The following is a 22,096-nucleotide window of genomic DNA, read 5'->3' as shown; positions in this document are numbered from 1 at the left end:
GTGAACGATTCGCACAAGTTATCGCGGAATGCCAGCGGAGACATCCCGCTTGAACTTCCCCTTCCTCGCAACCGGAGGTTCTTTGCGGTAAATGTCTTTCGGGGGAGAAGAGCAGCAAGCTCTTCATCGAACTGTCGCAGAACTGTCATGGGCTAGCTGATAGAGCGAGGATGGACGCCGACCACAGGCGGCGCTTCGATCGTTCAAATGGGGAGTGACCATGGACAAGCATCTCGGCTCGACGGAAGAAACCGAATTCAAGACGCTGACGGAACAGAGGGAGGAGCTGGAAGATATCGGCCAGAACTGTTCCACTAACCCGACCATGGGCGACATCATCAACCGTCGCTTCTCGCGTCGGTCGTTCCTTGGCGGATCCCTTGCGGTTGCCGCCATTTCGACGACGGTCAGCCCGCTTGCGCTGCTTTCGGCCGATGAAGCTCGCGCCGAGAGCGCGTCCCGCTTCGACTTCAAGGAGATCGAGGCCGGCGTCGACGAGAAGCATCACGTCGCTGAAGGCTACGACGCCGACATCCTGTTGCGTTGGGGCGACAAGATCTTCGCTGACAGCCCCGAATTCGATCCGCTCAAGCAGACCGCCGAAGCGCAGGGCCGCCAGTTCGGCTACAACAACGACTATGTCGGCTTCATCCCGCTGGACGGGAGCCCAGACCATGGCCTGCTGGTCGTCAACCATGAATACACCAACGCCGAGATCATGTTCCCGAACTTCGCCCGCGTCGAAAAGGTGACGGAGGACGGCAAGGAAGAGGACAAGGTCGTTCTCGGCGAATACACCAAGGAACTGGTCGACATCGAAATGGCCGCCCATGGCGGCACGGTCGTCGAGATCCGCAAGGTTGACGGCAAGTGGCAGCCGGTTCTCGACGGCAAGTACAACCGCCGCATCACGGCAAATACCGAAATGCAGCTCTCCGGTCCGGTGGCCGGCCATGACCGCGTCAAGACCGTAGCCGACCCGACCGGCAGGAAAGTCTTCGGCACCATCAACAATTGCGCCGGCGGCGTCACCGCCTGGGGCACCTACATGATGGCCGAGGAAAACTTCAACGGCTATTTCGGCGGCGAGCTCGCCGAGGATCATCCGGAATTCAAGCAGCTGAAGCGTCTCGGCGCGCCCGGCAGCCAATATGAGTGGTCGAAGTTCTACGAGCGCTTCGACGTATCGAAGGATCCGAACGAGGCCAACCGCTTCGGCTGGGTCGTCGAGGTCGATCCGCTCGACCCGACCTCGGTGCCGAAGAAGCGCACCGCCGTCGGCCGTTTCAAGCATGAGGGCTGCGAATCGATCGTCAACAAGGATGGCCGCGTCGTTCTCTATAGCGGCGACGACGAGCGTTACGACTATGTCTACAAGTTCGTGACGAAGGGCACCTACAATCCGAACGACCGCGCCGCCAACATGGACCTCTTCGACGAAGGCACGCTCTACGTAGCGAAATTCGACGAGGACGGCACGGTCACCTGGATGCCGATCATCCATGGCGAGGGCCCGCTGACGACCGAGAACGGCTTTGCCTCGCAGGCCGACGTCCTGATCAACACCCGGCTTGCCGCCGATGCGCTCGGCGCCACCAAGATGGACCGGCCGGAAGACATCCAGCCCAACGCGAAGACCGGCAAGGTCTATGCCATGCTGACTAACAACACCAAGCGAAAGGAGGAAGAGGCGGACGCTGCCAATCCGCGCGCCAAGAACGCCTTCGGCCACATTGTCGAGATCTCCGAAACGGATGGCGATTTCGCTTCGACGAAATCCAAATGGGACATCCTGCTGAAATGCGGCGACCCGAGCGTTGCGGAAGTCGGTGCTTCCTTCTCGACGGCGACGACGAAGAACGGCTGGTTCGGCATGCCGGACAATTGCGCGATCGACTCGGACGGCCGCCTGTGGGTATCGACCGACGGCAATAACGAGAAAGAGACGGGCCGCACCGATGGCGTCTGGGCGATCGAAACCGAAGGCGAAGGACGCGGCACATCGAAGCTGTTCTTCCGGGTTCCGGTCGGCGCGGAAATGTGCGGCCCAAGCTTCAACCCGACGAGCGACACCTTCTTCCTCGCCGTTCAGCACCCGGGCGATGCCGGCCTTGCCACTTACGAGAAGCCGGCAACGCGCTGGCCCGACTTCCGCGACGACATGCCGGTGCGCCCGGCAGTGGTCGCCGTGACCAAGCAGGGCGGCGGCAAGATCGCCTGATGCATGCCGCCCGAAAGTGCTCAGCGGTTTCGGGACAACGACATGCATAGAGCAAAGACCTGAAGCGCGTTGCACGGCTCCGTCCAAAGCGACGCGCTCTAAGGCCGAATTGCCGGTTCGGGTGCCGCATTGAACGTGCGGCACCTGTTTCGCATCTCATGCTGCCGGGGGCGGGACCGGCTTCAGCGCCTTCAGTGTCGCATGGACGAAACCGTCTCGCGCCGAGGAAACGTCGACGCCGCGCGGTTCATAGACGTGGCGATTGAGGAAATAGGCCGTCAGGCGAAAGGCCGCGGCGAGGCTGTCGTAATCGGCCGCGCTGTCCCCTCCCGAGAGGAAATCCGGAAGCGCAAGCATGCGCTCCGCATAGGGTGCGCCGGCCGCACGGCTGACGGCGCGACCCGTTTTCGGCGACACGTAGACAAGTTCGGCCCGGCCGCCGGTCGCAGCACATTCGGAAAGATCGAGGCCGAAGCCGAGATCGTTCAGGACCGCCAGTTCAAAGCGCACGAACAATTCGCCGGCGTCGGCCGGGTCCTCGAGGTGGTCAACGATCACGGCGAGCGCCTCGTAAAGATGGGGATGCGGATCGCGCTCCGGCAGCAGCCGCAGCAGGGCGCCAAGCGCCTGGATGCCGTAGACCGAGGTCGCCGCCTCCATCAGTCTGGCGGCGCGCAGTTCGAGCGGCTCGATGCGGAACTCGCCGAGATGTTCGTCGAGCCTGGCTCGCCAGGTGACTTCCACCGAATTGCCCGGCTGCAGCACCGGCTGCATCGTTCGCGAGCGGCCGGAGCGCACGAGCCCAAGATGCCGCCCATGCGCGGACGTCATGACCTCGGCGATAACAGAGCTTTCGCCGTGCCGCCGGATGCCGAGAATGATGGCCTGATCGCTCCATTGCATGGAAAAGGCATACACCCGCTGCGGAAAGCGGATCAAGCGAAGATGGCGCGTAAATCGGGCCGCGCCTCTGGGCCACCCAGACCAGCGACCGTCGCCCTTTCCGGGACCTGTTCGCCGCACTACAATTCTATCATTGTCCAGCCGAATCGCGGCCAGCCTTCCTGTACGAAGCGGCTGCCGTCCCCACGGACAACCACCAGGAGTGTTTGGAGTATGTGTGTTTCCCACCTCGTCCAGCCTCTCACGCTCCTCCTTGTTCTGGCCGCGCTGGCGGGCTGTGCGACGAGTACCGCGCAGCCGCCCCGGCCGCGGGGACCGGATCCCTATTTCACGGCGATGTACGGACCGCAGCCGGACGAGGCGTTCCCCTTGCCTGCCACCGACATAAGCAAGGTCGATCCGCGCTTCCTGCGGCAGCAGGTGCCCTACGTCACCCACGAGCCGCCGGGCACGATCGTCATCGACACGCCGGACCGATACCTCTATCTCGTGCAGGGCGGCGGCATGGCGCTGCGCTACGGGATCGGCGTCGGCAAGGCGGGGCTGGAATTTGCCGGCGAGGCGCGCATCGGCCGCAAGGCCCAATGGCCCCGCTGGATACCGACCTCGGACATGGTCGCCCGCGAGCCGGAACGCTATGGCCCGCTTGCCGACGGCATGGATCCGGGCCCGACCAATCCGCTTGGGCCACGAGCGCTCTATCTCTATCAGGATGGCAAGGACACGCTGTTCCGGATTCACGGCACGACCGAGGCCTGGTCGATCGGCAACGCCGTTTCGAGCGGCTGTATCCGGATGTTCAACCCGGACATCATCGATCTCTATAACCGCGTGCAGGAAGGCACCCGAGTGGTGGTGATCCAGGCGCAGTCGCCGATGGAACCGGCCATGCCGCCGGTCGATGCTCCTCCCATGCAGACGCCCGCCGAAGAGGCACCGCTGGCATTCTGAGACGCTACCAGGCGTCCGGCTCGCGCACGAGATGGACGATATTGGCCGAATTCATCACCCAGCCGCCGCGAAAGGCCTCGCCCAGATCCTCGACCGCATCGCAGCGCACCGCGCCGTTCGCGACGAGATGGCTCAAGGCCGCTACGTGATCGTCGGTGAACAGTTCCAGCCAGACTTCAGCCTGGCTCAAATGCGGCATCTCGTCGATCCAAAGCCGATTCGGCCCGAGTATGAAGCCCTTGGCCGGCAGTTTCTCGTCGAATGGCGGCAGACCGACGACGTCCCGGTAGAAGGCCAGCACGGCCTCGTATTCATGGCTCGGCACCTTCATAGCGATGTTGATGCCGCCCTTCATCTCCACTGACATCACGCGATCCCCTACACCTGCGGCTCGAGCGCCGGCTTGCCGGAGAGCTCGCTGACATAATAGCCCTCTCGGAGGTTGATGCCGTACTCGACCCAGGCCTTCATGCAGGCGAGCATCTGCGACCATCCCTCGCAGTTAAGATACGAGCTCTTCTGCCCCTGCTGGTTTTCGCGCCAGCCGCTTTCGGCAATGGTCACCATGGTGGCTCCGTCCTCGAGCGGCTGGAATCGCATTTCGACTCGCGTCTGGTATGGGGACTCTTCCTTCGCAACCATTGCGCCCCAGCGGAAGACGATCCGTTCATGGGGCTCGACCACCTCCACCTCGACCGGGACTTCGCCCCACCAGGTCACCGTGGCGCCGGCGACCAGCGGACCGCTGACGCCGCCGAGCGTCACGAAATAGCGGCTGAGCTTGTCGGGATTGACGACCGCGTCGAAGACCTCCTCGACGGGACGGGCAATGCGCCCGTTCACACGAAATTCGAAAGCCATGACGACCTCCTCTCGATTGTCTTCGGGCATAATATGTTATAAAAATATAACATGTCAATTGATTCGAAGGACGACGCGGTTTTCAAGGCCCTGGCCAATGGCCGGCGCCGTCAGATTCTCGATGCGCTGAAGGAGGCGCCCCGCACGACAGGCATGCTGTGCGAGCGATTTTCCGATCTCGACCGCTGCACCGTGATGCAGCACCTGAAAGTGCTGGAGGAGGCAAATCTCGTTCTGACCAGGCGCGAAGGGCGGGAACGATGGAACCATTTGAATGCCCTGCCAATCCGAGCCATTCACGACCGCTGGATCAGCCAGTATTCCGGCCATGCGATGTCCGTGCTCACGGCCCTGCAGCAGCAACTCGACGGTGAGCCGGAGTGACGGTTTCGTCTTTCCATTGCCCGGCTTTCTTCGTATGAACGATCGAGTTCAAGAAGACCGGGGGCATTTCCGTGCGTTACCTCATTACCGGCACCGCGGGCTTCATCGGCTTTCATGTCGCCAAGCGGCTGATCGACGATGGGCATTTCGTTGTCGGCTTCGACGGCATGACGCCCTATTACGACGTGACGCTCAAGGAGCGCCGTCACGCCATCCTGGAGCGCTCCAACGGCTTCAAGGCCGTGACCGCGATGCTCGAGGACCGCTCCGCGCTCGACCGCGCCGCAGAGCTTGCGGAACCGGAGGTCATTATCCATTTGGCCGCGCAGGCGGGCGTTCGCTACAGCCTTGAAAATCCGAAGGCCTATGTGGACGCCAACCTTCTCGGGTCCTGGAACGTGCTCGAGCTTGCCAGGGCGATCGGCCCGAAGCATTTGATGCTGGCATCGACCTCGTCGATCTACGGCGCCAATGAGAAGATACCCTTTGCCGAGGCCGATCGGACCGACGAGCCGATGACGCTCTATGCGGCGACGAAGAAATCGATGGAGGTGATGGCTCACAGCTACGCCCATCTCTATAAGGTGCCGACCACCGCCTTCCGGTTCTTCACCGTCTATGGTCCCTGGGGCAGGCCCGATATGGCGCTCTTCAAATTCGTCGATGCCATCCTTAACGGCCGGCCGATCGATATCTATGGAGAGGGCCGGATGAGCCGTGACTTCACCTATATCGACGACCTGGTCGAAGGCATCCTGCGGCTTTCCCACGTGGCGCCCTGCGAAGCCAATCGCGTCGGCCCGGAACTGGCGCAGGACACGCTTTCCCGACAGGCGCCGTTTCGCGTCGTCAATGTCGGCGGCGGCCAGCCGGTGGAGCTGATGACCTTCGTCGAGACTGTCGAGAAGGCCGTCGGCAGGCCGGCTATGCGCAACATGCTGCCGATGCAGATGGGCGACGTGCCGCGGACCTACGCCTCACCGGATCTGCTCGAGGCGCTGACCGGCTTCAAGCCGACCATCGACGTCGAGGAAGGCGTCGCTCGTTTCGTCGAGTGGTATGAGCAATATTATCGCCCTGCAGCGGCCCACGCCTGAGGACAACCGAGCGATTCGTCGCCTTGGAAAACGCCCCTGTCATTTGCAGGTCGAAAAACGGTCCTATTTGCCTATCAATGGATGCGTAGCTCCCAAGGCTCGATAAGGACTCAACAACAAAGGAAGAGCGGATGAAGATTACGATGATTGGCGCCGGCTATGTCGGCCTCGTTTCCGGCGTTTGTTTCGCGGATTTCGGCCACGACGTCGTCTGCCTCGACAAGGACGAGAGCAAGATCGCGGCGCTTAAGAAGGGCGAGATCCCGATCTTCGAGCCGGGGCTCGACCATCTGGTCGCCAGCAACGTCGCTGCAGGGCGCCTGCACTTCACCACCGACCTCGCGCCCGCCGTTTCCGGCAGCGACGTCATCTTCATCGCCGTCGGCACGCCGTCGCGCCGCGGCGACGGCCACGCGGACCTCTCCTATGTCCATGCCGCCGCACGCGAGATCGCTGCCAATCTCAATGGCTTTACCGTCGTCGTCACCAAGTCGACCGTCCCGGTCGGCACCGGCGACGAAGTCGAACGCATTATCCGCGAAACCAATCCGGAGGCGGACTTTGCCGTCGTGTCCAATCCGGAGTTCCTGCGTGAGGGCGCGGCGATCGATGATTTCAAGCGGCCTGACCGAATCGTCATCGGCCTTGCGGATGACGACCAGCGCGCCCGCGACGTGATGACCGAAGTCTATCGCCCGCTGTATCTGAACCAGGCACCGCTGGTCTTCACCTCGCGCCGCACCTCGGAACTGATCAAATATGCCGGCAACGCCTTCCTGGCGATGAAGATCACCTTCATCAACGAGATGGCCGACCTTTGCGAAAAGGTGGGCGCCAATGTCCAGGACGTCGCCCGCGGCATCGGGCTCGACGGACGGATCGGCGCCAAGTTCCTGCACGCCGGCCCCGGCTACGGCGGCTCGTGCTTCCCCAAGGACACCCTGGCGCTCGTCAAGACCGCACAGGACCACGACAGTCCGGTACGGCTGGTCGAAACCACCGTCGCGATCAACGATAACCGCAAGCGGGCCATGGGACGCAAGGTGATCACTGCGGTCGGCGGCGACGTGCGCGGCCGCAAGATCGCCGTGCTCGGCCTCACCTTCAAGCCGAACACCGACGACATGCGCGACAGCCCGGCGATCGCCATCGTCCAGACGCTGCAGGATGCGGGCGCCCAGGTCACGGGCTACGATCCGGAGGGTATGGACAACGCGCGCAAGGTCATCGAGGGTCTGGACTATGCGAGCGACCCCTATGATGCGGCGGCGGAAGCGGATGCCCTAGTGATCGTCACCGAGTGGAACGAGTTCCGGGCGCTTGACTTCAAGCGGCTGAAACGGACGATGAGCACGCCGCTGCTCGTCGATCTGCGCAACATCTACCGCAAGGACGAGATCGCCCGGCACGGCTTCACCTATGCCAGCGTCGGCCGGCCGGACTGATCGGCGAAGAGACTGAAACGGGGGCGGGAGAAAGATATGCATCTCCTGCTCCCGCTCTTGCGGTCCGGGTCTGGAAAGGTGGTTCGGGATTGGGATTTCGCGCGTTGGCGCGCGCGCCATCACGGATGGCGGAAACAAGGTCGGCCGCTGAAAGTTATCTGGCTCCTAGGCCTTCGGGCCAACGGGAATAATCGTCTCCCAGCTCTTGCCGGCCAAGATCACGCAGCTTCGGCCTGACACGTCGGTTATGACCAGGGTCCACGTGCCGTTGTCGGCGGCGTAGAGTTCCATTACTGCCTGCTGATTGACCATTCCGAATGCGGCCTGCTTCTCGGAATATTGCTTGGCGAGGAACTCAATCACCTGCGCGCGTTCGGCGCAATTCACGACGCCCTGCGCGCCTGCTGTCTGGGGATATACGGTTAACGCCGCCGCCAAGAGGACGGCTTGCGGAAAGACGCGGATTGCATTGCATGCCACGATGCACCTCCTTCGCCGGAATTCCCGGCGGAAGAGGGTTTTTCCGCTGACCTGTTCCGCCGAAGTCCGGCATTCCTATGGTCGGCATCAGCCACGAAGAACATCGCGTCACCGCCGATGAGCACGTAACGATCCTTGATGCCGCGCCGTTCCACGCAGGGCTATTTTTTCTTCATCGCCTCCATCAGCGCCGCGCCGAAGGCGCCCTGAGCAGGTACCTGCGATTTCTGCGGCCGCGCAGCCGAATTGCGGTTGATGGCGCTCGATGACGGCCCCTTCGCCTCCCGTCCGGTTTCGGCGCCGCCGTCCTTGCGCATGCTGAGCCCGATGCGTTTGCGCGCCACATCGATTTCAGTGACGCGAACCCGCACCACGTCGCCGGCCTTCACCACCTCATGCGGGTCCTTGACGAAGCGATCGGCAAGCTGCGAGACGTGGACGAGCCCGTCCTGGTGCACGCCGATGTCGACGAAGGCGCCGAAGGCCGCGACATTGGTCACCGTCCCTTCGAGCTGCATGCCGACCTTCAAATCCGTGATGTCGTCGACCCCCTCGGCGAAGGTCGCCGTCTTGAAGCTCGGGCGCGGATCGCGGCCCGGCTTCTCCAGTTCGGACAGAATGTCCTTCACCGTCGGCAGACCGAATCGTTCGTCGACGAAGCTGCGCGGATCGAGTTTCTTCAGCGCCGCACTGTCACCCATCAGCGAGCGCACGTCCCGGCCGCAGGCAGCGACGATCTTCTTGGCCACGCCATAGGCCTCCGGGTGCACGGCCGAGGCGTCGAGCGGCTCGGAACCGTTGGTAATCCGCAGGAAGCCGGCGCATTGCTCGAAGGTGCGGGCACCGAGACGCGGCACCTTGAGGAGTTGCTGCCGATTTGCGAAGGCGCCCATCGCATCGCGATGCGCCACGATCGCTTCGGCCGACGACTTGCCCAGGCCGGAAACGCGCGCCAGCAAGGGTGCCGATGCGGTGTTGAGATCGACACCGACGGCGTTCACCGCATCCTCGACGACGGCGTCCAAAGAACGGCTGAGGTGCGACTGGTCGACGTCGTGCTGATACTGGCCAACGCCGATCGATTTCGGTTCGATCTTGACCAGTTCGGCGAGCGGGTCCTGCAGCCGGCGGGCGATCGACACGGCCCCGCGCAGCGAAACGTCAAGGTTGGGAAATTCCGCCGCCGCCGTCTCCGAAGCGGAATAGACGGAGGCGCCCGCCTCGGAAACGATCACCTTGGTGGGCTTCGGCGCCGGCATCTGGGCGAGCATATCGGCGACGAGCTTCTCCGTTTCGCGGCTGCCGGTGCCGTTGCCGATGGCAATCAGTTCGACCTTGTGCTTGCGGACGAGCGCCGCGAGTTCGGCCTGCGTACCGCGAATGTCGTTCTTCGGAGGGAACGGGTAGACTGTCGTCGTATCGAGCAGCTTGCCGGTGCCATCGACGACCGCGACCTTGACGCCGGTCCGGATGCCGGGATCGAGACCCATGGTCGGCCGCGAGCCGGCCGGTGCCGCAAGCAACAGGTCCTTGAGGTTGCGCGCGAAGACGCGGATCGCTTCCTCCTCGGCGCGTTCGCGCAGTTCGCGCATGAGGTCCAGCGACAGAGAAAGAGACAGCTTGACGCGCCAGGTCCAGCCGATCACCTCCAGCAGCCATTTGTCCCCGGGCAGGTGCCCGCCGACCTCATAGGCGGCAGCGATCATGCGCTCGACCGGCTTTTGCGGAGATGCGGCCTCCTGGTCGACGACGATGTCGACCGAAAGGACTTCTTCGTTCCAGCCGCGCAGCATCGCCAGCGCGCGGTGGCCGGGTGCCGTTGCCCAGCGTTCCGAGTGATCGAAATAATCGGAGAACTTCGCCCCCGCCTCCTGCTTGCCCTCGACGACCTTCGCCCGCAGGAACGCCGCCTCGCGCATGTGATTGCGCAAGCGGCCCAGCAGGTCGGCGTTCTCGGTCATGCCTTCGGCGATAATGTCGCGGGCCCCGTCGAGCGCCGCCTTCACGTCCGGCACTTCGGCGGAAAGGAAGGCCCCCGCCCGGTCGGCCGGCGCGATCGAGCGATCGGCAAGGATCGCCTCGGCGAGCGGCCCGAGGCCGCGCTCCCGGGCAATCTCCGCCTTGGTCCGCCGTTTCGGCTTGTAGGGCAGGTAGATGTCTTCGAGTTCCGCTTTGGTTACGGCGGCGGCGATCTTGCCTTCCAGCTCGTCGGTGAGCTTGCCCTGGCCACGGATCGACTCGAGAATGGACGACCGGCGCGCTTCGAGCTCCCGCAGATAGGTGAGCCGTTCCGCGAGCGTGCGCAATTGGGTGTCGTCGAGACCGCCGGTGACCTCCTTGCGGTAGCGGGCGATGAAGGGCACCGTCGCCCCGGCATCGAGGAGTTCGACGGCGGCGCCAACCTGGGCGGCAGTCGCCTTGATCTCGCTTGCGATGATGGCGGCGATGGGTTTTGCGGTCATGTCTGCGTTCCGTCTGATGTTTCCAAGCCGGACCATACTGACGCAGACCATGAAGGCCAAGTGAGGGCGGTTGAGCGCTCGTTCGCACTCCACAGAAGATGGCAGCGCCGAACATCCAGCAGGCGAAGCGGAATGCCCCCTCCTCGTGTTTAACCCGAGGACTACCCCTCTCCCCGCCCGCGGGGACAGGGAAGTCTAAGACGGCGCCGCGCGTCCCTTCTCCCCGCCTGCGGGGAGAAGGTGGCCGGCAGGCCGGATGAGGGGCAGAAAAACACCGCGCGCCCCGCTACACCGCGACGAGCTCCAGCCGCGAGCGGGTTTTCTCGAACTCCAGCAATTCGCGCTCCTTCGCTTCGATGTAATCGCGCGAGACCGGCACGGCCCCCAGCGACGGCGAGAGCTGAAGCTGGAAGATGAAGTGCTTGTCGTAGAGGAAGGCGGTTTCGGAGGCGGCGAGATAGAACTCCCACATCCGGAAGAAGCGCTCGTCATAGAGCTTCACCGCTTCCTCGCGCCGCGCAACGAAGCGCTCGCGCCAGGCGCGGAGCGTCCAGGCATAGTGCAGCGGCAGGATCTCGATGTCCTTGACAAGCAGGCGCGTGCTCTCGACCGGCGGCAGGACCTCGGAAAGCGCCGGGATGTAGCCGCCGGGGAAGATATACTTTTCGATCCAGGGATTGGTCGCCCAGGGCTTGTAGACCTGGCCGATCGAATGAAGCAGCATGACGCCGTCGGATTTCAGCAATTCCTTCATCTTGCGGAAGAAATTGCCGTAGTTGCCGATGCCCACATGTTCGAACATGCCGACGGAGACGATCCGGTCGAATTGCCGCCCCTGCAGGGTACGGTAGTCCTGCAATTCGAACCGCACGCGATCGGACAGCCCGCGTCTGGCGGCGCGTTCGCGCGAGACCTTCAGTTGCTCCTCGCTGAGCGTGATGCCGGTGACTTCGACGCCCGTCGCTTCGGCGAGGTACATAGCCAAGCCGCCCCAGCCGGAACCGACCTCCAGCACCCGCTGGCCCGGTTCGAGCAGCAGCTTCGCGGCTATATGGCGCTTCTTCGCGCGCTGCGCCTCGTCGAGCGAAATGCCCGGCGGATGGAAATAGGCGCAGGAATATTGCCAGTCCTCGTCGAGGAAGAGGTTGAATAGCTTGCCGTCGAGATCGTAGTGATGGGCGACATTGTAGCGGTTGCGGTTGACCGGCAGCCGGCTTTTTAGCTGCTGACGAAATACGTGCCCGAGGGCGACGATGGAATTGAGGAAGGTCGCCGCTTTTTCCACACCGTTGCTCTTGATGATCGACAGGACGTCGAAGATATCGCCCTCTTCGATGACAACACGGCCGTCCATGTACATTTCGCCGAATTTTAGGCCGGGGTCGTACAATATGGCCTTTTCCGCCTCAGCGTCCGTTATATGCATGGCCGCGGGCTTCCCCGTGCCATCCCCAAGAACAACTTTCTTTCCCGATGAAAAAATGACCGTCAGAGTTCCCTTCTGGACAAGACGGCGAAGCAACTTCAACAATGCTGCATTCATTTCCAACCTCAGCGCCAGACCTATACGGGCATATCCGTTCTTCCGCATGGAGCGGGCGGTTCGGTTGGCCTCCGGAAAGTGCGCGCGCCGGGACGGCGCCGATTGAGTCCGGAAGCAGCGAGAACCGGCTCGGGCGAGCCTCACGGCCTCCGGCGGGCTGGCGCCGTGCAAAAGCACGGGGCTGCAACCGGGATGTCGTCAGGCCAGCCTCTTGAGGCTCCTATCCATCAGAACTTACATTAACTTAGCGGCGTTCGGCGGTTAATCAATGGGGTTGTGCTGTGGCCCCTCAAGGCTTTGCTTCCTTAGTACATCGGGAGAAAATATAACGCCTGCCGGAGCGCATCGCCGGCGAGCAACCCGCTACGTGCCGAAAACCCCGAGGCCGGCAAGACGGGATCGATCATGCGGGCGATCGAAGTCGATCGCCGGGCCCGCCGGCACGATCCCGGCGGGATTGATGTGCTGGATACCGTAATATCCGCGCTTTATATCGTCGATCCGGACCGTTTCACGGATTCCCGGCCACTGATAGAGCTCGCGCAGGTAGTTGGAGAGGCAGGGATAATCCTCGATCCGGCGGATATTGCATTTGAAGGCGCCGTGATAGGCGACGTCGAAACGGACGAGGGTTACGAAGAGGCGAATGTCCGCCTCGGTCAGATATTCACCGGCGAGATATCGGTTCACGTCGAGATGTCGCTCGAGTTCATCGAGCATGCCGAATAGGCTTACGACGGCCTGGTCATAGGCGGCCTGAGTCTTGGCAAATCCGGCCCGGTAGACGCCGTTGTTGACACACGCGTAGATCGGCTCGTTCCAGCGATCGATGGCGGTGCGGAGCGCCGCGGGGTAGAGATCGAGGCGGTTGCCGGTCAAGCGGTCGAAGGCCGAGTTCAGAATGCGAAGGATATCGGCCGACTCGTTGTTGACGATCCGGCCTTCCTGCATGTCCCAGAGCACGGGGACGGAGACCTTCCCGGAATAGCCCGGGTCGCTCGCCGTATAAAGCTGGTGATGATAGCGGACGCGCCCCACGCGGGTGCCCGCATCCACAGGTTCGTCATAGATCCACCCGTCCTCGCCGAGCACGGGATTTGCGGCCGTAAGCCCGACGATCTCCTGAAGTCCCTTGAGGTTGCGCATCGCGATCGTCCGGGATGCCCATGGGCAGAGATAGGAGACAAACAGCCGGTAGCGCCCCGCTTCCGCGGCGAATGACGGCTGGCCGTCCGGCCCGGATCGTCCGTCAGTGGTGATCCAATAGCGGAAGCGGGTCGGCTCGCGATGGAACGCGCCGTCCTTCATCTCGCTTGCGGCGACATCATTCTTGACCCATTTTCCCTGGACGAGCTGCGGCACCTAAGTTCTCCTGCGGCATTGCATTGGGCGGTTCGGGAGCCTACCTCCCATAGGGCCTGCTGCCGGTCAATCACGCGCGGAGGTGACGGTTTGTTCGCAATCCGCATAACGGGGAGCGTGGCAGCGCAAGTGCAGGAGCGCCGCTGTGCCGAGCAGAGCGCGGTGCGAGAGGAGGATTCACGATGAGGAAACTCGCCGTCATCGCCGTCGTCGCGGTCATCATCGTCGCCATCATCTGGCTCCTCAACACATCCTATCTGGTGGCACCGCCGGCCGGAGCCGCGAAGGTTCTCGCCCATCGCGGCATTCATCAGGTCTTCAGTCTGGACGAGGTGGGCAACGACACCTGCACGGCTGAGCGTATCGAACCGCCGCGCCATGCCTATCTCGAGAACACGATCGCCTCCATGCGCGCAGCACTCGACAGCGGCGCCGAGGTGATCGAACTGGATGTCCACCTGACTCCCGACCGCCAGTTCGCCGTCTTCCACGATTGGACGCTCGACTGCCGCACAAATGGAGCGGGCGTTACGGAAGAGACGCCGATGTCCAAGCTGAAGACGCTCGATATCGGTTACGGCTACACGGCGGACGGCGGGAAGACCTTTCCCTTCCGCGGCCAGGGAGAAGGCCAGATGCCGACGCTGGGGGAAGTTTTCACCGCCCTGCCCCACGGCCGGTTCCTGATCAACTTCAAGAGCGAGCGGCGCGAGGAAGGTGCGACCCTTGCCGTCATGCTGCGGTTTCACCCGGAGTGGCGCAAATTGATCTTCGGGGTTTACGGAGGCAGAGCGCCGACGCAGGAGACCCTGCGGCTGGTCGGCGGGCTGAGGGGCTACGACCGGCAATCCACCATGGCCTGCCTTGGCCGCTATGCCGCCTATGGCTGGACCGGGATCGTGCCGGAGGCCTGCCGCGATACGCTGATCGTCGTACCCGCCAACTACGCGCCTTTTCTGTGGGGCTGGCCTTACCGGTTTGCTGCCCGAATGCAGGCCGCCGGAAGCGAGATCATCCTGCTCGGGCCCCATCACGGCGGCGACTTCACATCCGGAATCGACAGCGCCGAACAGCTCGCCCTCGTTCCGGAGAATTTTTCCGGCTACGTCTGGACCAATCGGGCCGAGACGATCGGACCGCTTCTGAACAAGAGGCTCGCCGCCTCGAATGACCAAAAATAGCCGCTACGTTGAGCGCTTATCGCGGAAAATCGAGTCCCATCTCGCGGAAACGCTCCGGATCGTCGCCCCAGTTCTCGCGCACCTTGACGAACAGAAAGAGGTGCACGGGCTGTTCCAGGATCTCGGAAATTTCCTTGCGGGCCGCGGTCGAGATCGCCTTGATCGCCTCCCCGCCCTTGCCGAGCGCGATCTTCTTCTGACTGTCGCGCTCGACATAGATCACCTGTTCGATGCGCACCGACCCGTCCTTGCGCTCTTCCCATTTCTCCGTCTCGACGTGGGACGCGTAAGGGAGTTCCTGATGTAGGCGGAGGAACAGCTTCTCGCGGGTGATCTCGGCCGCGAGCTGGCGCATCGGCAGATCGGAGATCTGGTCCTCCGGATAGTACCATGGCCCCTCCGGCAATGCGGCCGCAAGGTAGTCCATAAGGTCGCCGCAGCCGGAGCCGGTCAGCGCGGAAATCATGAAGGTACGCTCGAAGGGAACGACTTCGTTAGCGGCGGCCGCAAGCTTCAAGAGGTCCTCCGGGCGAACCCGGTCGATCTTGTTAAGGACCAGGATCTTCGCTTGGGGAACATCCTTCAGGCCCTCGAGGATCGTTTCGGCGTCGCCCTTCAGCCCGCGCTCGCTGTCGATCAGCAGCATGATCAGGTCGGCATCCTTGGCGCCGCCCCAGGCCGTCGTCACCATGGCCCGATCCAGCCGGCGGCGCGGCTTGAAGATGCCGGGTGTGTCCATGAAGACGATCTGGGTCCTGTCATGGATGGCAATGCCGCGGATGATCGCTCGCGTCGTCTGCACCTTGTGGCTGACGATCGATACCTTCGCGCCGACCAGATGGTTCACCAAGGTCGACTTTCCTGCATTCGTCGCGCCGATCAGCGCCACGAAGCCCGAGCGGGTCGCCGTGCTGCCGGCGCCCGTGTCCTGTTGCTTGTCCGTCATAGCTTCCGTCAATTTCCGGCAGACCGTTTCTGCCAAACACCTTCGCGTTCCAACAATCGCATGGCAGCGATCTGCTCGGCCCCGCGCTTCGAGCGATCGGTCCCCGTTTCCGGCCCGATCCCGTCGACCTCTACGGTCACGGTGAAGCGCGGATCGTGGTCGGGACCGGAGCGATCATCCGTCCTGTATCTCGGCGCCACCCCGAACTTGGCGTGCGCCCATTCCTGCAATTCCGTCTTGGCGTCCCGGCGGGCACCGTCAGCGCTTGCTGCGCGATCGGTCCAGTGCCGCAGCACGAAGCGACGCGCCGCCTCCAGCCCGCCATCGAGATAGATCGCGGCGATCAGCGACTCTACCACATCGGCCCGCACATTCATCATGTGCTTGCCGGTGATCTTCTTCACGTCGGAGCCGGTGCGAATGAATTCGTGCAGCGACAGCTCGTCGGCAACCCGGGCGCAGCTCTCGGCGCTGACGAGTTGGTTCAAGCGAACCGACAGCTCGCCCTCATTGGCGTCGAGGAACGTCTGGAACAGGAGTTCGGCGACGCAAAGTCCGAGGACGCGGTCGCCGAGGAATTCAAGCCGCTGATAGTTGCTCGCGCGCGCATTGCGGGCGCTGGAATGCGTCAGCGCGCGGTCGAGGCGTTCCTTCTCGGCGAACTGATAACCGATCGCGGTCTCGAGCCTTGCCCGATCCTCCGCGCTCAGCGACCGTCCCTTCATCATTCGACGACCTTGAACAGCCGGTCGTAACGCAGATTCGCCGGCCAATTCCAGATTTTCAGGAAGGACGTGTCGTTGCCGAGAGAGAAGAAGATCATGCTGGCACGACCGACCAGGTTTTCCGCCGGCACGAAACCGACGTCGAAGCGGCTGTCGGAGGAATTGTCCCTGTTGTCGCCCATCATGAAGTAATGGCCTTCCGGCACCAGGAATTCGCGGGTGTTGTCTCCGCTGGAATCCGGGAACTGGTCAAGCGTGTCATAGGTCACACCCGTGTCCATCGTCTCGCGGTAGACGGGCACGTCGCCGCCGGTGTCATAGTTGTCGTCTGCCCGGAAGGTTCCGTCCGGGACCCGATCGACCGGCTTGCCGTTGACATGGAGGACACCGTTCCTGACCTGAATGCGGTCCCCCGGCAGGCCCACGACACGCTTGATATAGTCGATGTCCGGATTGGGCGGAAAGCGGAACACGACGATATCGCCGCGCGTCGGCTCGCTTGCAAAGATCCGGCCGCTGAAAAGATCCGGCGAAAAGGGCAGCGAGTATTTCGAATAGCCGTAGGCGAACTTGTTGACGAAGATATAGTCGCCGACGAGCAAAGTCGGCATCATCGAGCCGGACGGAATCGTGAAGGGCTGGAAGAAAACGGTGCGAATGACCAAAGCCAAGAGCAGCGCCTGAACAATGACCTTCACATTCTCCCAGAGGGCGCTCTGGTGCGTTTCTGTCTTTTCTTCCACGCTCAGTTCTTCCTTGTCGTCCTGCCGCGCAACCGCACATTCATGTGTTCACCGGGCCAGGTCGCTTCAAGCGATTGCCGGAGCGGCGCTATCCCGGCAGTGCTCTAAACCGTTCCCTCGGCGGGGGCAACCGGCAGCGCCTCGATAATCACGAAAGCTTGTGCAAGCGGGAAGTCGTCGGTGATCGTCAGATGAATGGCGGCGCGGTGCCCAATGGGCAGCATCTCCTGAAGGCGGGCCGCCGCACCGCCGGTCAGTTGCATCGTCGGCTTGCCGCCCGGCATATTGACCACACCCATGTCCTTCCAGAAAACCCCTTGCGCGAGGCCGGTGCCCAACGCCTTCGAACAGGCCTCCTTGGCGGCGAAGCGCTTGGCATAGGAGGCCGCGCGGTTCTTGCGCGCATCCGATTTGGCGATCTCGATGTCGGTGAAGCAACGGTTGACGAAGCGCTCGCCAAATCGTTCGAGCGAGCTTTCGATGCGGCGAATATCGATGAGATCGCTGCCGATGCCGATGATCATGACGGGTATCCGGCTTTCTGCAGCCGCTCCCGCCGCCGGACCTGGAATATCCGGGCGGTCTGGAAGGCAAGCGGGTAAAAGATCAAGGCCCCGGCGAGCGCGAGGGCCAGCGAGCCGACGAGCACGGGCTTGAGCACGGGCCCCCAGAGTTCGGCAAGCTGCATTTGCTCGATCAATCGGGCGATCTCCGCCGAGCCGACGCCCGGACCGGCCTGCGGTCCCGTGAGCGCAACGCCGATCTCGTAGGAAACGGTCAGGATCACCGGAATGGTGATCGGATTGGCGAGTGCAGTGGTGATGACCGCTGCGACGAGATTGCCGGAGAAGATCCAGGCGAGAATGACTGCCAGAACTATATGCAGGCCGAACAAAGGCGTGCATGCGGCGGCTGCGCCAGCGGCTACGCCGACGGCAATCGAATGGGGAGAAGAATTCAGGCGGAGTATGCGCAGGGCGATATAACGCGGACCGCGCGAGAGCCCCTTGCGCGGCCAGAAGAAAGCGCGAAGGCGTTCCGAAATCGTGACCGGTTCTCTGCGCCTAAATAGCATTCTGTCGTCGCATCTTGTAACCGCCGATCGGCGCCCCTGTGATGGGCGCAAGATAGGCGTCAGACCCGCAAGGCGCAAGGTTGACGGGCGATGGGTGGAGTGCCCCTTAGAGCCATTCAGCATATGCATAGCTTGAAAACAGGCTTCCCGCATCGACAGACGGTGGTCCAAGCCGCTCCGCCACCCGGATCGATGGGATCCGGAAAACGCGTCAGCATGGGGTCACCTGCGGATCAGAAATCCTTGCGGAACAGACCGCGGTCGATCTGACGCTGACGGTATTCGAGGTCGATGCGGTCGATCGAGCCGTTCAGATAGGCGATTTCGCGCTCTTCGATGGTGGGGATGTGCAGGGCACGGGTGATTTTCTTCAACTGCTTGAACATGGCAAACCTCTTCGTTTACCTCCCGATCGAATAAGTAGTTTAGCGATCGGTGTTCTACCAGCGCCATGATCAACCGGCAGCCATGCACGCAGCGCATGACCTGCCGATTTTATGCCTCGCATTGCTCGCCAAGGAGGCAAGAAGCGGAGGCCTAATCGAAAAGCCGCTTGACCAGAGAAATGCTCGGCAACTCCTTGAGCTGCGTCATCAGGTGATTGAGTTGACGCAGGTCCCAGACCTCCAGATCGAACTGCAACTCGCTGAAATCGGCGGCAACCCGCCCCATGGAAAGCGAGCGGATATTGACGTCGCTGGTGGCGATCGCCTGGGCGATCTCTGCCAGCGTGCCAGGTTCGTTGAGGGCGCTTACGGCGATCCGCGCCATGAAACGGTTATTGTTGGCCTCGTCGAGGTCCCAGCGAACGTCGATCCAGCGCTCCGGCTCCTCGTCGAATTTCTGCAGAATCGGTGACTGGATGGGGTAGATGGTGATGCCCCTGTCCCGATCCATGATGCCAACGATGCGATCGCCGGGGACGGCCCCGGCGGGACTGAAATGCACCTCGGCATTGCCGGAAAGGCCGCGGATCGGCAGCGCTTCCGGGCCCTCCACCTGCCCCGCCGCGGCTGCCTCCTTCGACCGCTCCGGCAACTTGAAAACCATGCCGGCGGCGCTGCGCATGTTGAACCAGCCGTCATCGGCACTCGGCTTGACGGTTACCCGTTCGTCCTGGTGATCGGGGAAGACGGCGCGCAGCACGTCGAGCGAGGAGAGCTCGCCTCGGCCGACGGCGGCGATCGCATCCTCGACTTCCTTCTGGCCGAGCCGGTGCAGCACCGGCTTCAGCCCTTCGCGCGAGAAGGTCTTGCCGGCCCGTTCGAATGTGCGCTCCAGGATGCGGTAGCCGAGACCCGCATATTGCTTGCGGATGGCGGCACGAGTGGCGCGCCGGATCGCCGCGCGTGCCTTGCCGGTGACGACGATCTCCTCCCAGGCGGGTGGCGGCACCTGGATGCCGGAACGGATGATCTCCACCTCGTCGCCATTGTTGAGGCGGGTGACGAGCGGCATGATGCGGCCGTTGATCTTGGCACCCACGCAGGTGTCGCCGATATTGGTGTGCACGGCATAGGCGAAATCGATCGGGGTCGCGCCGCGCGGCAGCGCGATCAACTGCCCCTTGGGCGTGAAGCAGAAGACCTGGTCCTGGAAGAGCTCGAGCTTTGTGTGCTCGAGAAATTCCTCGGGATTGTCACCCTCGGCAAGCGATTCGATCGTGCGCCGCAGCCAGGCATAGGCGTTCGACGTCGGAGACCGTGTCGGATCGCCCGTGAGGGCGTCGCGATCCTTGTAGAGCGCATGGGCGGCAATGCCGTACTCGGCGATCTCATGCATGCGCCTAGTGCGGATCTGCAGCTCGATGCGCTGGCGCGAAGGCCCGATGATCGTCGTGTGGATCGACTGGTAATCGTTCTGCTTCGGCGTCGAAACATAGTCTTTGAAGCGGCCGGGAACGACGCGCCAGCGGGTATGCACAATGCCGAGCGCCCGATAGCAGGAGGGGATATCGTCGACCATGATGCGGAAGCCCCAGACATCCGACAGCTGCTCGAAGGAAAGCGATTTCGACTGCATCTTGCGGAAGACGGAATAGGGCTTCTTCTGACGCCCCTTCACCTGAGCATTCCGCAAGCCCTCGGCCTGAAGCAGTTCGCTCAGTTCCTCCTCGATCTTCTTGATCAAGCCTTCGTTGCGCTGGGAGAGCTCCTCCAGCCTCCTCGTGACGGTTTCATAGGCCTCCGGATTGATATGGCGGAAGGCGAGGTTCTCGAGCTCCTCGCGCATGTCCTGCATGCCCATGCGCCCGGCCAGCGGCGCATAGATGTCCATCGTCTCCTCGGAGATCCGGGCGCGTTTTTCCGCCGACATGTGGTCGAGCGTGCGCATATTGTGCAGCCGGTCGGCGAGCTTCACCAAAAGCACACGGACATCGTCCGATATCGCCAACAGCAGCTTGCGCAGGTTCTCCGCCTGCTTGGCCTTCTTGGTGACGAGGTCGAGCTTCTTGATCTTCGTCAGGCCTTCGACAAGCGCGCCGATATCCTCGCCGAAGAGTTCGTCGATCTCCTGCCGCGTCGCCGTCGTGTCCTCGATCGTGTCATGCAGCAGCGCAACGGCGATCGTCGATTCGTCGAGATGCATCTCGGTGAGGATCGCCGCCACTTCCAAGGGGTGCGAAATGTAAGGATCGCCGCTTGCCCGCTTCTGCTGCCCGTGTTTTTGCATGGCATAGACATAGGCCTTGTTCAGCAAGGCCTCGTTCACGTCGGGCTTGTATTTCTGCACGCGCTCAACGAGCTCGTATTGGCGCATCATTCGCAGGCGGCTCCATGGCAGTCAGACAAACAAAAAGTGCGCCAATCATATGAGTGGCGCACTGCTTCGAAAACACGTTTGGAACGGCTGTTCGCGAACGGATCTCAGTAGTCGTCGCTCTTTTCCGGCGGTACCAGGCCTTCGATGCCGGCCAGTAGCTCCTCTTCCGACATGCGGTCGAAGGTCAAAGCCTCCGGCTGGTCCTCGTCTTCCGCAGCCTCCGCAAAAGCGGCGGGTTCCGACTGGGCGATCGCGGCCGCGTCGGGCTCGGGCTCGTCCACTTCCACATGCTTCTGCAGGGAATGGATCAGATCTTCCTTGAGATCGCCCGGCGAAAGGGTCTCGTCGGCGATCTCGCGCAGGGCGACGACCGGATTCTTGTCGTTGTCGCGGTCGACCGTGATCGGGGCGCCCTGAGAGATCAGGCGTGCGCGGTGGCTGGCGAGCAGGACGAGTTCGAAACGGTTTTCGACCTTGTCGATGCAGTCTTCGACGGTGACGCGGGCCATGGCCTTGTCCTTTGCGAGAGCGCGGCGGCTGCCGCGGCGGGATTAACGACACGAAACCGGAACGCCGCAACAGGACGGCACTTGCAGCTCCGATTTCTGGAATTAGTCGCCCGGATACAATCAAAACAGCACAAGTTCAAGTTTTTCCTGCACCCGCCGCTCACATCATTCCCGGCCGCATGATAGAATACGACATATCCGCGATGCGGCCGAGGTCCACATATATGGATTGTATTTTGGGAGGCGCCAGCCGAAATCTCCACCAGCAATCGTAAATTGAAGTGTGGATGAACTGGAGCAACTGCTAAAACTTGCTATATGCACCGTACGCCGCTTGGATTAATGCGTGGCATAACTTACATTATTTGCAATATCAGCAATTATTAATGTAATGCGCCTATTTTCTGCGCGCCTTCTGCGGGGGCAGACGGCTATAATGCGCAGG

21 protein-coding genes are annotated in these 22,096 nt (G+C 62.4%); 6 read left to right on the top strand and 15 right to left on the bottom strand.

What is annotated here, in order from left to right; translation table 11 throughout:
- Positions 1-220: 220 nt before the first annotated feature.
- On the top strand, positions 221-2,221 hold the full coding sequence (locus tag NXT3_RS05780) for a PhoX family protein (protein WP_097526534.1): 2,001 nt from the start codon (positions 221-223) through the stop codon (positions 2,219-2,221).
- A 156-nt stretch (positions 2,222-2,377) separates the two neighbouring features.
- On the opposite strand, the gene recO is transcribed toward NXT3_RS05780, so the two are convergent.
- On the bottom strand, positions 2,378-3,124 hold the full coding sequence (recO, locus tag NXT3_RS05775; RefSeq protein WP_199773328.1) for a DNA repair protein RecO: 747 nt from the start codon (positions 3,122-3,124) through the stop codon (positions 2,378-2,380).
- 213 nt (positions 3,125-3,337) lie between these two features.
- On the opposite strand from recO, the gene NXT3_RS05770 reads away from it, so the two are divergent.
- Entirely contained in the window at positions 3,338-4,075 is a 738-nt protein-coding gene (locus NXT3_RS05770) for a L,D-transpeptidase (RefSeq protein WP_104838942.1), read from the top strand.
- Between the two features lie 4 nt (positions 4,076-4,079).
- Here the strand turns inward: NXT3_RS05770 and NXT3_RS05765 are convergent, their stop codons facing one another.
- Together NXT3_RS05765 and NXT3_RS05760 are read right to left on the bottom strand one after the other, a co-directional pair.
- A complete protein-coding gene (locus NXT3_RS05765; protein WP_104838941.1) occupies positions 4,080-4,442 on the bottom strand; it encodes a hypothetical protein in 363 nt (120 codons plus the stop codon).
- An 11-nt stretch (positions 4,443-4,453) separates the two neighbouring features.
- Entirely contained in the window at positions 4,454-4,936 is a 483-nt protein-coding gene (locus NXT3_RS05760) for an SRPBCC domain-containing protein (RefSeq protein WP_097526536.1), read from the bottom strand.
- Between the two features lie 51 nt (positions 4,937-4,987).
- Here NXT3_RS05760 and NXT3_RS05755 point away from each other — a divergent pair, with 51 nt between their 5' ends.
- The 3 genes from NXT3_RS05755 (at position 4,988) to rkpK (ending at position 7,862) form a co-directional block, all read left to right on the top strand.
- The gene (locus tag NXT3_RS05755; RefSeq protein WP_037413707.1) at positions 4,988-5,320 is read left to right on the top strand and encodes an ArsR/SmtB family transcription factor; all 333 of its coding nucleotides are present in this window, start codon (positions 4,988-4,990) and stop codon (positions 5,318-5,320) included.
- Positions 5,321-5,391: 71 nt separating this feature from the next.
- A complete protein-coding gene (locus NXT3_RS05750) occupies positions 5,392-6,417 on the top strand; it encodes an NAD-dependent epimerase (protein ID WP_037413706.1) in 1,026 nt (341 codons plus the stop codon).
- A 131-nt stretch (positions 6,418-6,548) separates the two neighbouring features.
- Positions 6,549-7,862, top strand: a complete 1,314-nt coding sequence (gene rkpK / locus NXT3_RS05745; RefSeq protein WP_037413704.1) for a UDP-glucose 6-dehydrogenase — start codon at positions 6,549-6,551, stop codon at positions 7,860-7,862.
- A gap of 165 nt (positions 7,863-8,027) precedes the next feature.
- Here the strand turns inward: rkpK and NXT3_RS05740 are convergent, their stop codons facing one another.
- The 4 genes from NXT3_RS05740 to NXT3_RS05725 all read right to left on the bottom strand — a co-directional run bounded on the left by NXT3_RS05740 (position 8,028) and on the right by NXT3_RS05725 (position 13,709).
- Positions 8,028-8,342 (bottom strand): hypothetical protein, encoded by a 315-nt coding sequence (locus NXT3_RS05740; protein ID WP_097526538.1) that lies wholly within the window; start codon positions 8,340-8,342, stop codon positions 8,028-8,030.
- A 161-nt stretch (positions 8,343-8,503) separates the two neighbouring features.
- Positions 8,504-10,804 carry a Tex family protein gene (locus NXT3_RS05735; protein WP_104838940.1) on the bottom strand — a complete coding sequence of 767 codons (2,301 nt, stop codon included), beginning with the start codon at positions 10,802-10,804 and terminating at the stop codon, positions 8,504-8,506.
- Positions 10,805-11,090: 286 nt separating this feature from the next.
- The gene (locus NXT3_RS05730) at positions 11,091-12,347 is read right to left on the bottom strand and encodes a cyclopropane fatty acid synthase (protein WP_104838939.1); all 1,257 of its coding nucleotides are present in this window, start codon (positions 12,345-12,347) and stop codon (positions 11,091-11,093) included.
- Between the two features lie 363 nt (positions 12,348-12,710).
- On the bottom strand, positions 12,711-13,709 hold the full coding sequence (locus NXT3_RS05725) for a glutathione S-transferase family protein (protein ID WP_104838938.1): 999 nt from the start codon (positions 13,707-13,709) through the stop codon (positions 12,711-12,713).
- Between the two features lie 182 nt (positions 13,710-13,891).
- Between NXT3_RS05725 and NXT3_RS05720 the strand changes: the two genes are divergently transcribed.
- Complete coding sequence (locus NXT3_RS05720; RefSeq protein WP_097526541.1) at positions 13,892-14,890, top strand: glycerophosphodiester phosphodiesterase family protein; 999 nt, start codon at positions 13,892-13,894, stop codon at positions 14,888-14,890.
- Between the two features lie 16 nt (positions 14,891-14,906).
- On the opposite strand, the gene era is transcribed toward NXT3_RS05720, so the two are convergent.
- From era to rpoZ, 8 genes are all read right to left on the bottom strand, one after another.
- Positions 14,907-15,836, bottom strand: coding sequence for a GTPase Era (gene era / locus NXT3_RS05715; protein WP_104838937.1), 930 nt, complete (start codon positions 15,834-15,836; stop codon positions 14,907-14,909).
- Between the two features lie 8 nt (positions 15,837-15,844).
- A complete protein-coding gene (rnc, locus tag NXT3_RS05710; RefSeq protein WP_097526570.1) occupies positions 15,845-16,561 on the bottom strand; it encodes a ribonuclease III in 717 nt (238 codons plus the stop codon).
- Complete coding sequence (gene lepB / locus NXT3_RS05705; protein ID WP_104838936.1) at positions 16,561-17,304, bottom strand: signal peptidase I; 744 nt, start codon at positions 17,302-17,304, stop codon at positions 16,561-16,563. The genes rnc and lepB overlap by 1 nt, the downstream gene beginning before the upstream one ends.
- Positions 17,305-17,408: 104 nt before the next feature.
- The gene (gene acpS, locus NXT3_RS05700) at positions 17,409-17,828 is read right to left on the bottom strand and encodes a holo-ACP synthase (protein WP_037413683.1); all 420 of its coding nucleotides are present in this window, start codon (positions 17,826-17,828) and stop codon (positions 17,409-17,411) included.
- Complete coding sequence (locus NXT3_RS05695) at positions 17,825-18,379, bottom strand: DUF2062 domain-containing protein (RefSeq protein ID WP_199773327.1); 555 nt, start codon at positions 18,377-18,379, stop codon at positions 17,825-17,827. The genes acpS and NXT3_RS05695 overlap by 4 nt, the downstream gene beginning before the upstream one ends.
- A 233-nt stretch (positions 18,380-18,612) precedes the next feature.
- A complete protein-coding gene (locus tag NXT3_RS05690) occupies positions 18,613-18,765 on the bottom strand; it encodes a DUF3563 family protein (RefSeq protein ID WP_064506643.1) in 153 nt (50 codons plus the stop codon).
- Between the two features lie 151 nt (positions 18,766-18,916).
- A complete protein-coding gene (locus NXT3_RS05685; RefSeq protein WP_037413676.1) occupies positions 18,917-21,142 on the bottom strand; it encodes a RelA/SpoT family protein in 2,226 nt (741 codons plus the stop codon).
- A gap of 104 nt (positions 21,143-21,246) precedes the next feature.
- Complete coding sequence (gene rpoZ, locus NXT3_RS05680; RefSeq protein WP_037413674.1) at positions 21,247-21,651, bottom strand: DNA-directed RNA polymerase subunit omega; 405 nt, start codon at positions 21,649-21,651, stop codon at positions 21,247-21,249.
- Between the last annotated feature and the right edge of the window lie 445 nt (positions 21,652-22,096).

It is taken from the genome of Sinorhizobium fredii, from assembly GCF_002944405.1.
Lineage (GTDB): Bacteria > Pseudomonadota > Alphaproteobacteria > Rhizobiales > Rhizobiaceae > Sinorhizobium > Sinorhizobium fredii_C.
Note: the sequence above shows the minus strand (reverse complement) of the source record. Positions and strands in the feature narration are given on the sequence as shown.

Coding starts and splice junctions, on each gene's coding strand:
- NXT3_RS05780 (WP_097526534.1), top strand. CDS start 221: ATGGACAAGCATCTCGGCTCGACGGAAGAAACCGAATTCAAGACGCTG.
- recO (WP_199773328.1), bottom strand. CDS start 3,124: ATGCAATGGAGCGATCAGGCCATCATTCTCGGCATCCGGCGGCACGGC.
- NXT3_RS05770 (WP_104838942.1), top strand. CDS start 3,338: ATGTGTGTTTCCCACCTCGTCCAGCCTCTCACGCTCCTCCTTGTTCTG.
- NXT3_RS05765 (WP_104838941.1), bottom strand. CDS start 4,442: ATGTCAGTGGAGATGAAGGGCGGCATCAACATCGCTATGAAGGTGCCG.
- NXT3_RS05760 (WP_097526536.1), bottom strand. CDS start 4,936: ATGGCTTTCGAATTTCGTGTGAACGGGCGCATTGCCCGTCCCGTCGAG.
- NXT3_RS05755 (WP_037413707.1), top strand. CDS start 4,988: ATGTCAATTGATTCGAAGGACGACGCGGTTTTCAAGGCCCTGGCCAAT.
- rkpK (WP_037413704.1), top strand. CDS start 6,549: ATGAAGATTACGATGATTGGCGCCGGCTATGTCGGCCTCGTTTCCGGC.
- NXT3_RS05735 (WP_104838940.1), bottom strand. CDS start 10,804: ATGACCGCAAAACCCATCGCCGCCATCATCGCAAGCGAGATCAAGGCG.
- NXT3_RS05730 (WP_104838939.1), bottom strand. CDS start 12,347: ATGAATGCAGCATTGTTGAAGTTGCTTCGCCGTCTTGTCCAGAAGGGA.
- NXT3_RS05720 (WP_097526541.1), top strand. CDS start 13,892: ATGAGGAAACTCGCCGTCATCGCCGTCGTCGCGGTCATCATCGTCGCC.
- era (WP_104838937.1), bottom strand. CDS start 15,836: ATGACGGACAAGCAACAGGACACGGGCGCCGGCAGCACGGCGACCCGC.
- rnc (WP_097526570.1), bottom strand. CDS start 16,561: ATGAAGGGACGGTCGCTGAGCGCGGAGGATCGGGCAAGGCTCGAGACC.
- acpS (WP_037413683.1), bottom strand. CDS start 17,828: ATGATCATCGGCATCGGCAGCGATCTCATCGATATTCGCCGCATCGAA.
- NXT3_RS05695 (WP_199773327.1), bottom strand. CDS start 18,379: ATGCTATTTAGGCGCAGAGAACCGGTCACGATTTCGGAACGCCTTCGC.
- NXT3_RS05690 (WP_064506643.1), bottom strand. CDS start 18,765: ATGTTCAAGCAGTTGAAGAAAATCACCCGTGCCCTGCACATCCCCACC.
- NXT3_RS05685 (WP_037413676.1), bottom strand. CDS start 21,142: ATGATGCGCCAATACGAGCTCGTTGAGCGCGTGCAGAAATACAAGCCC.
- rpoZ (WP_037413674.1), bottom strand. CDS start 21,651: ATGGCCCGCGTCACCGTCGAAGACTGCATCGACAAGGTCGAAAACCGT.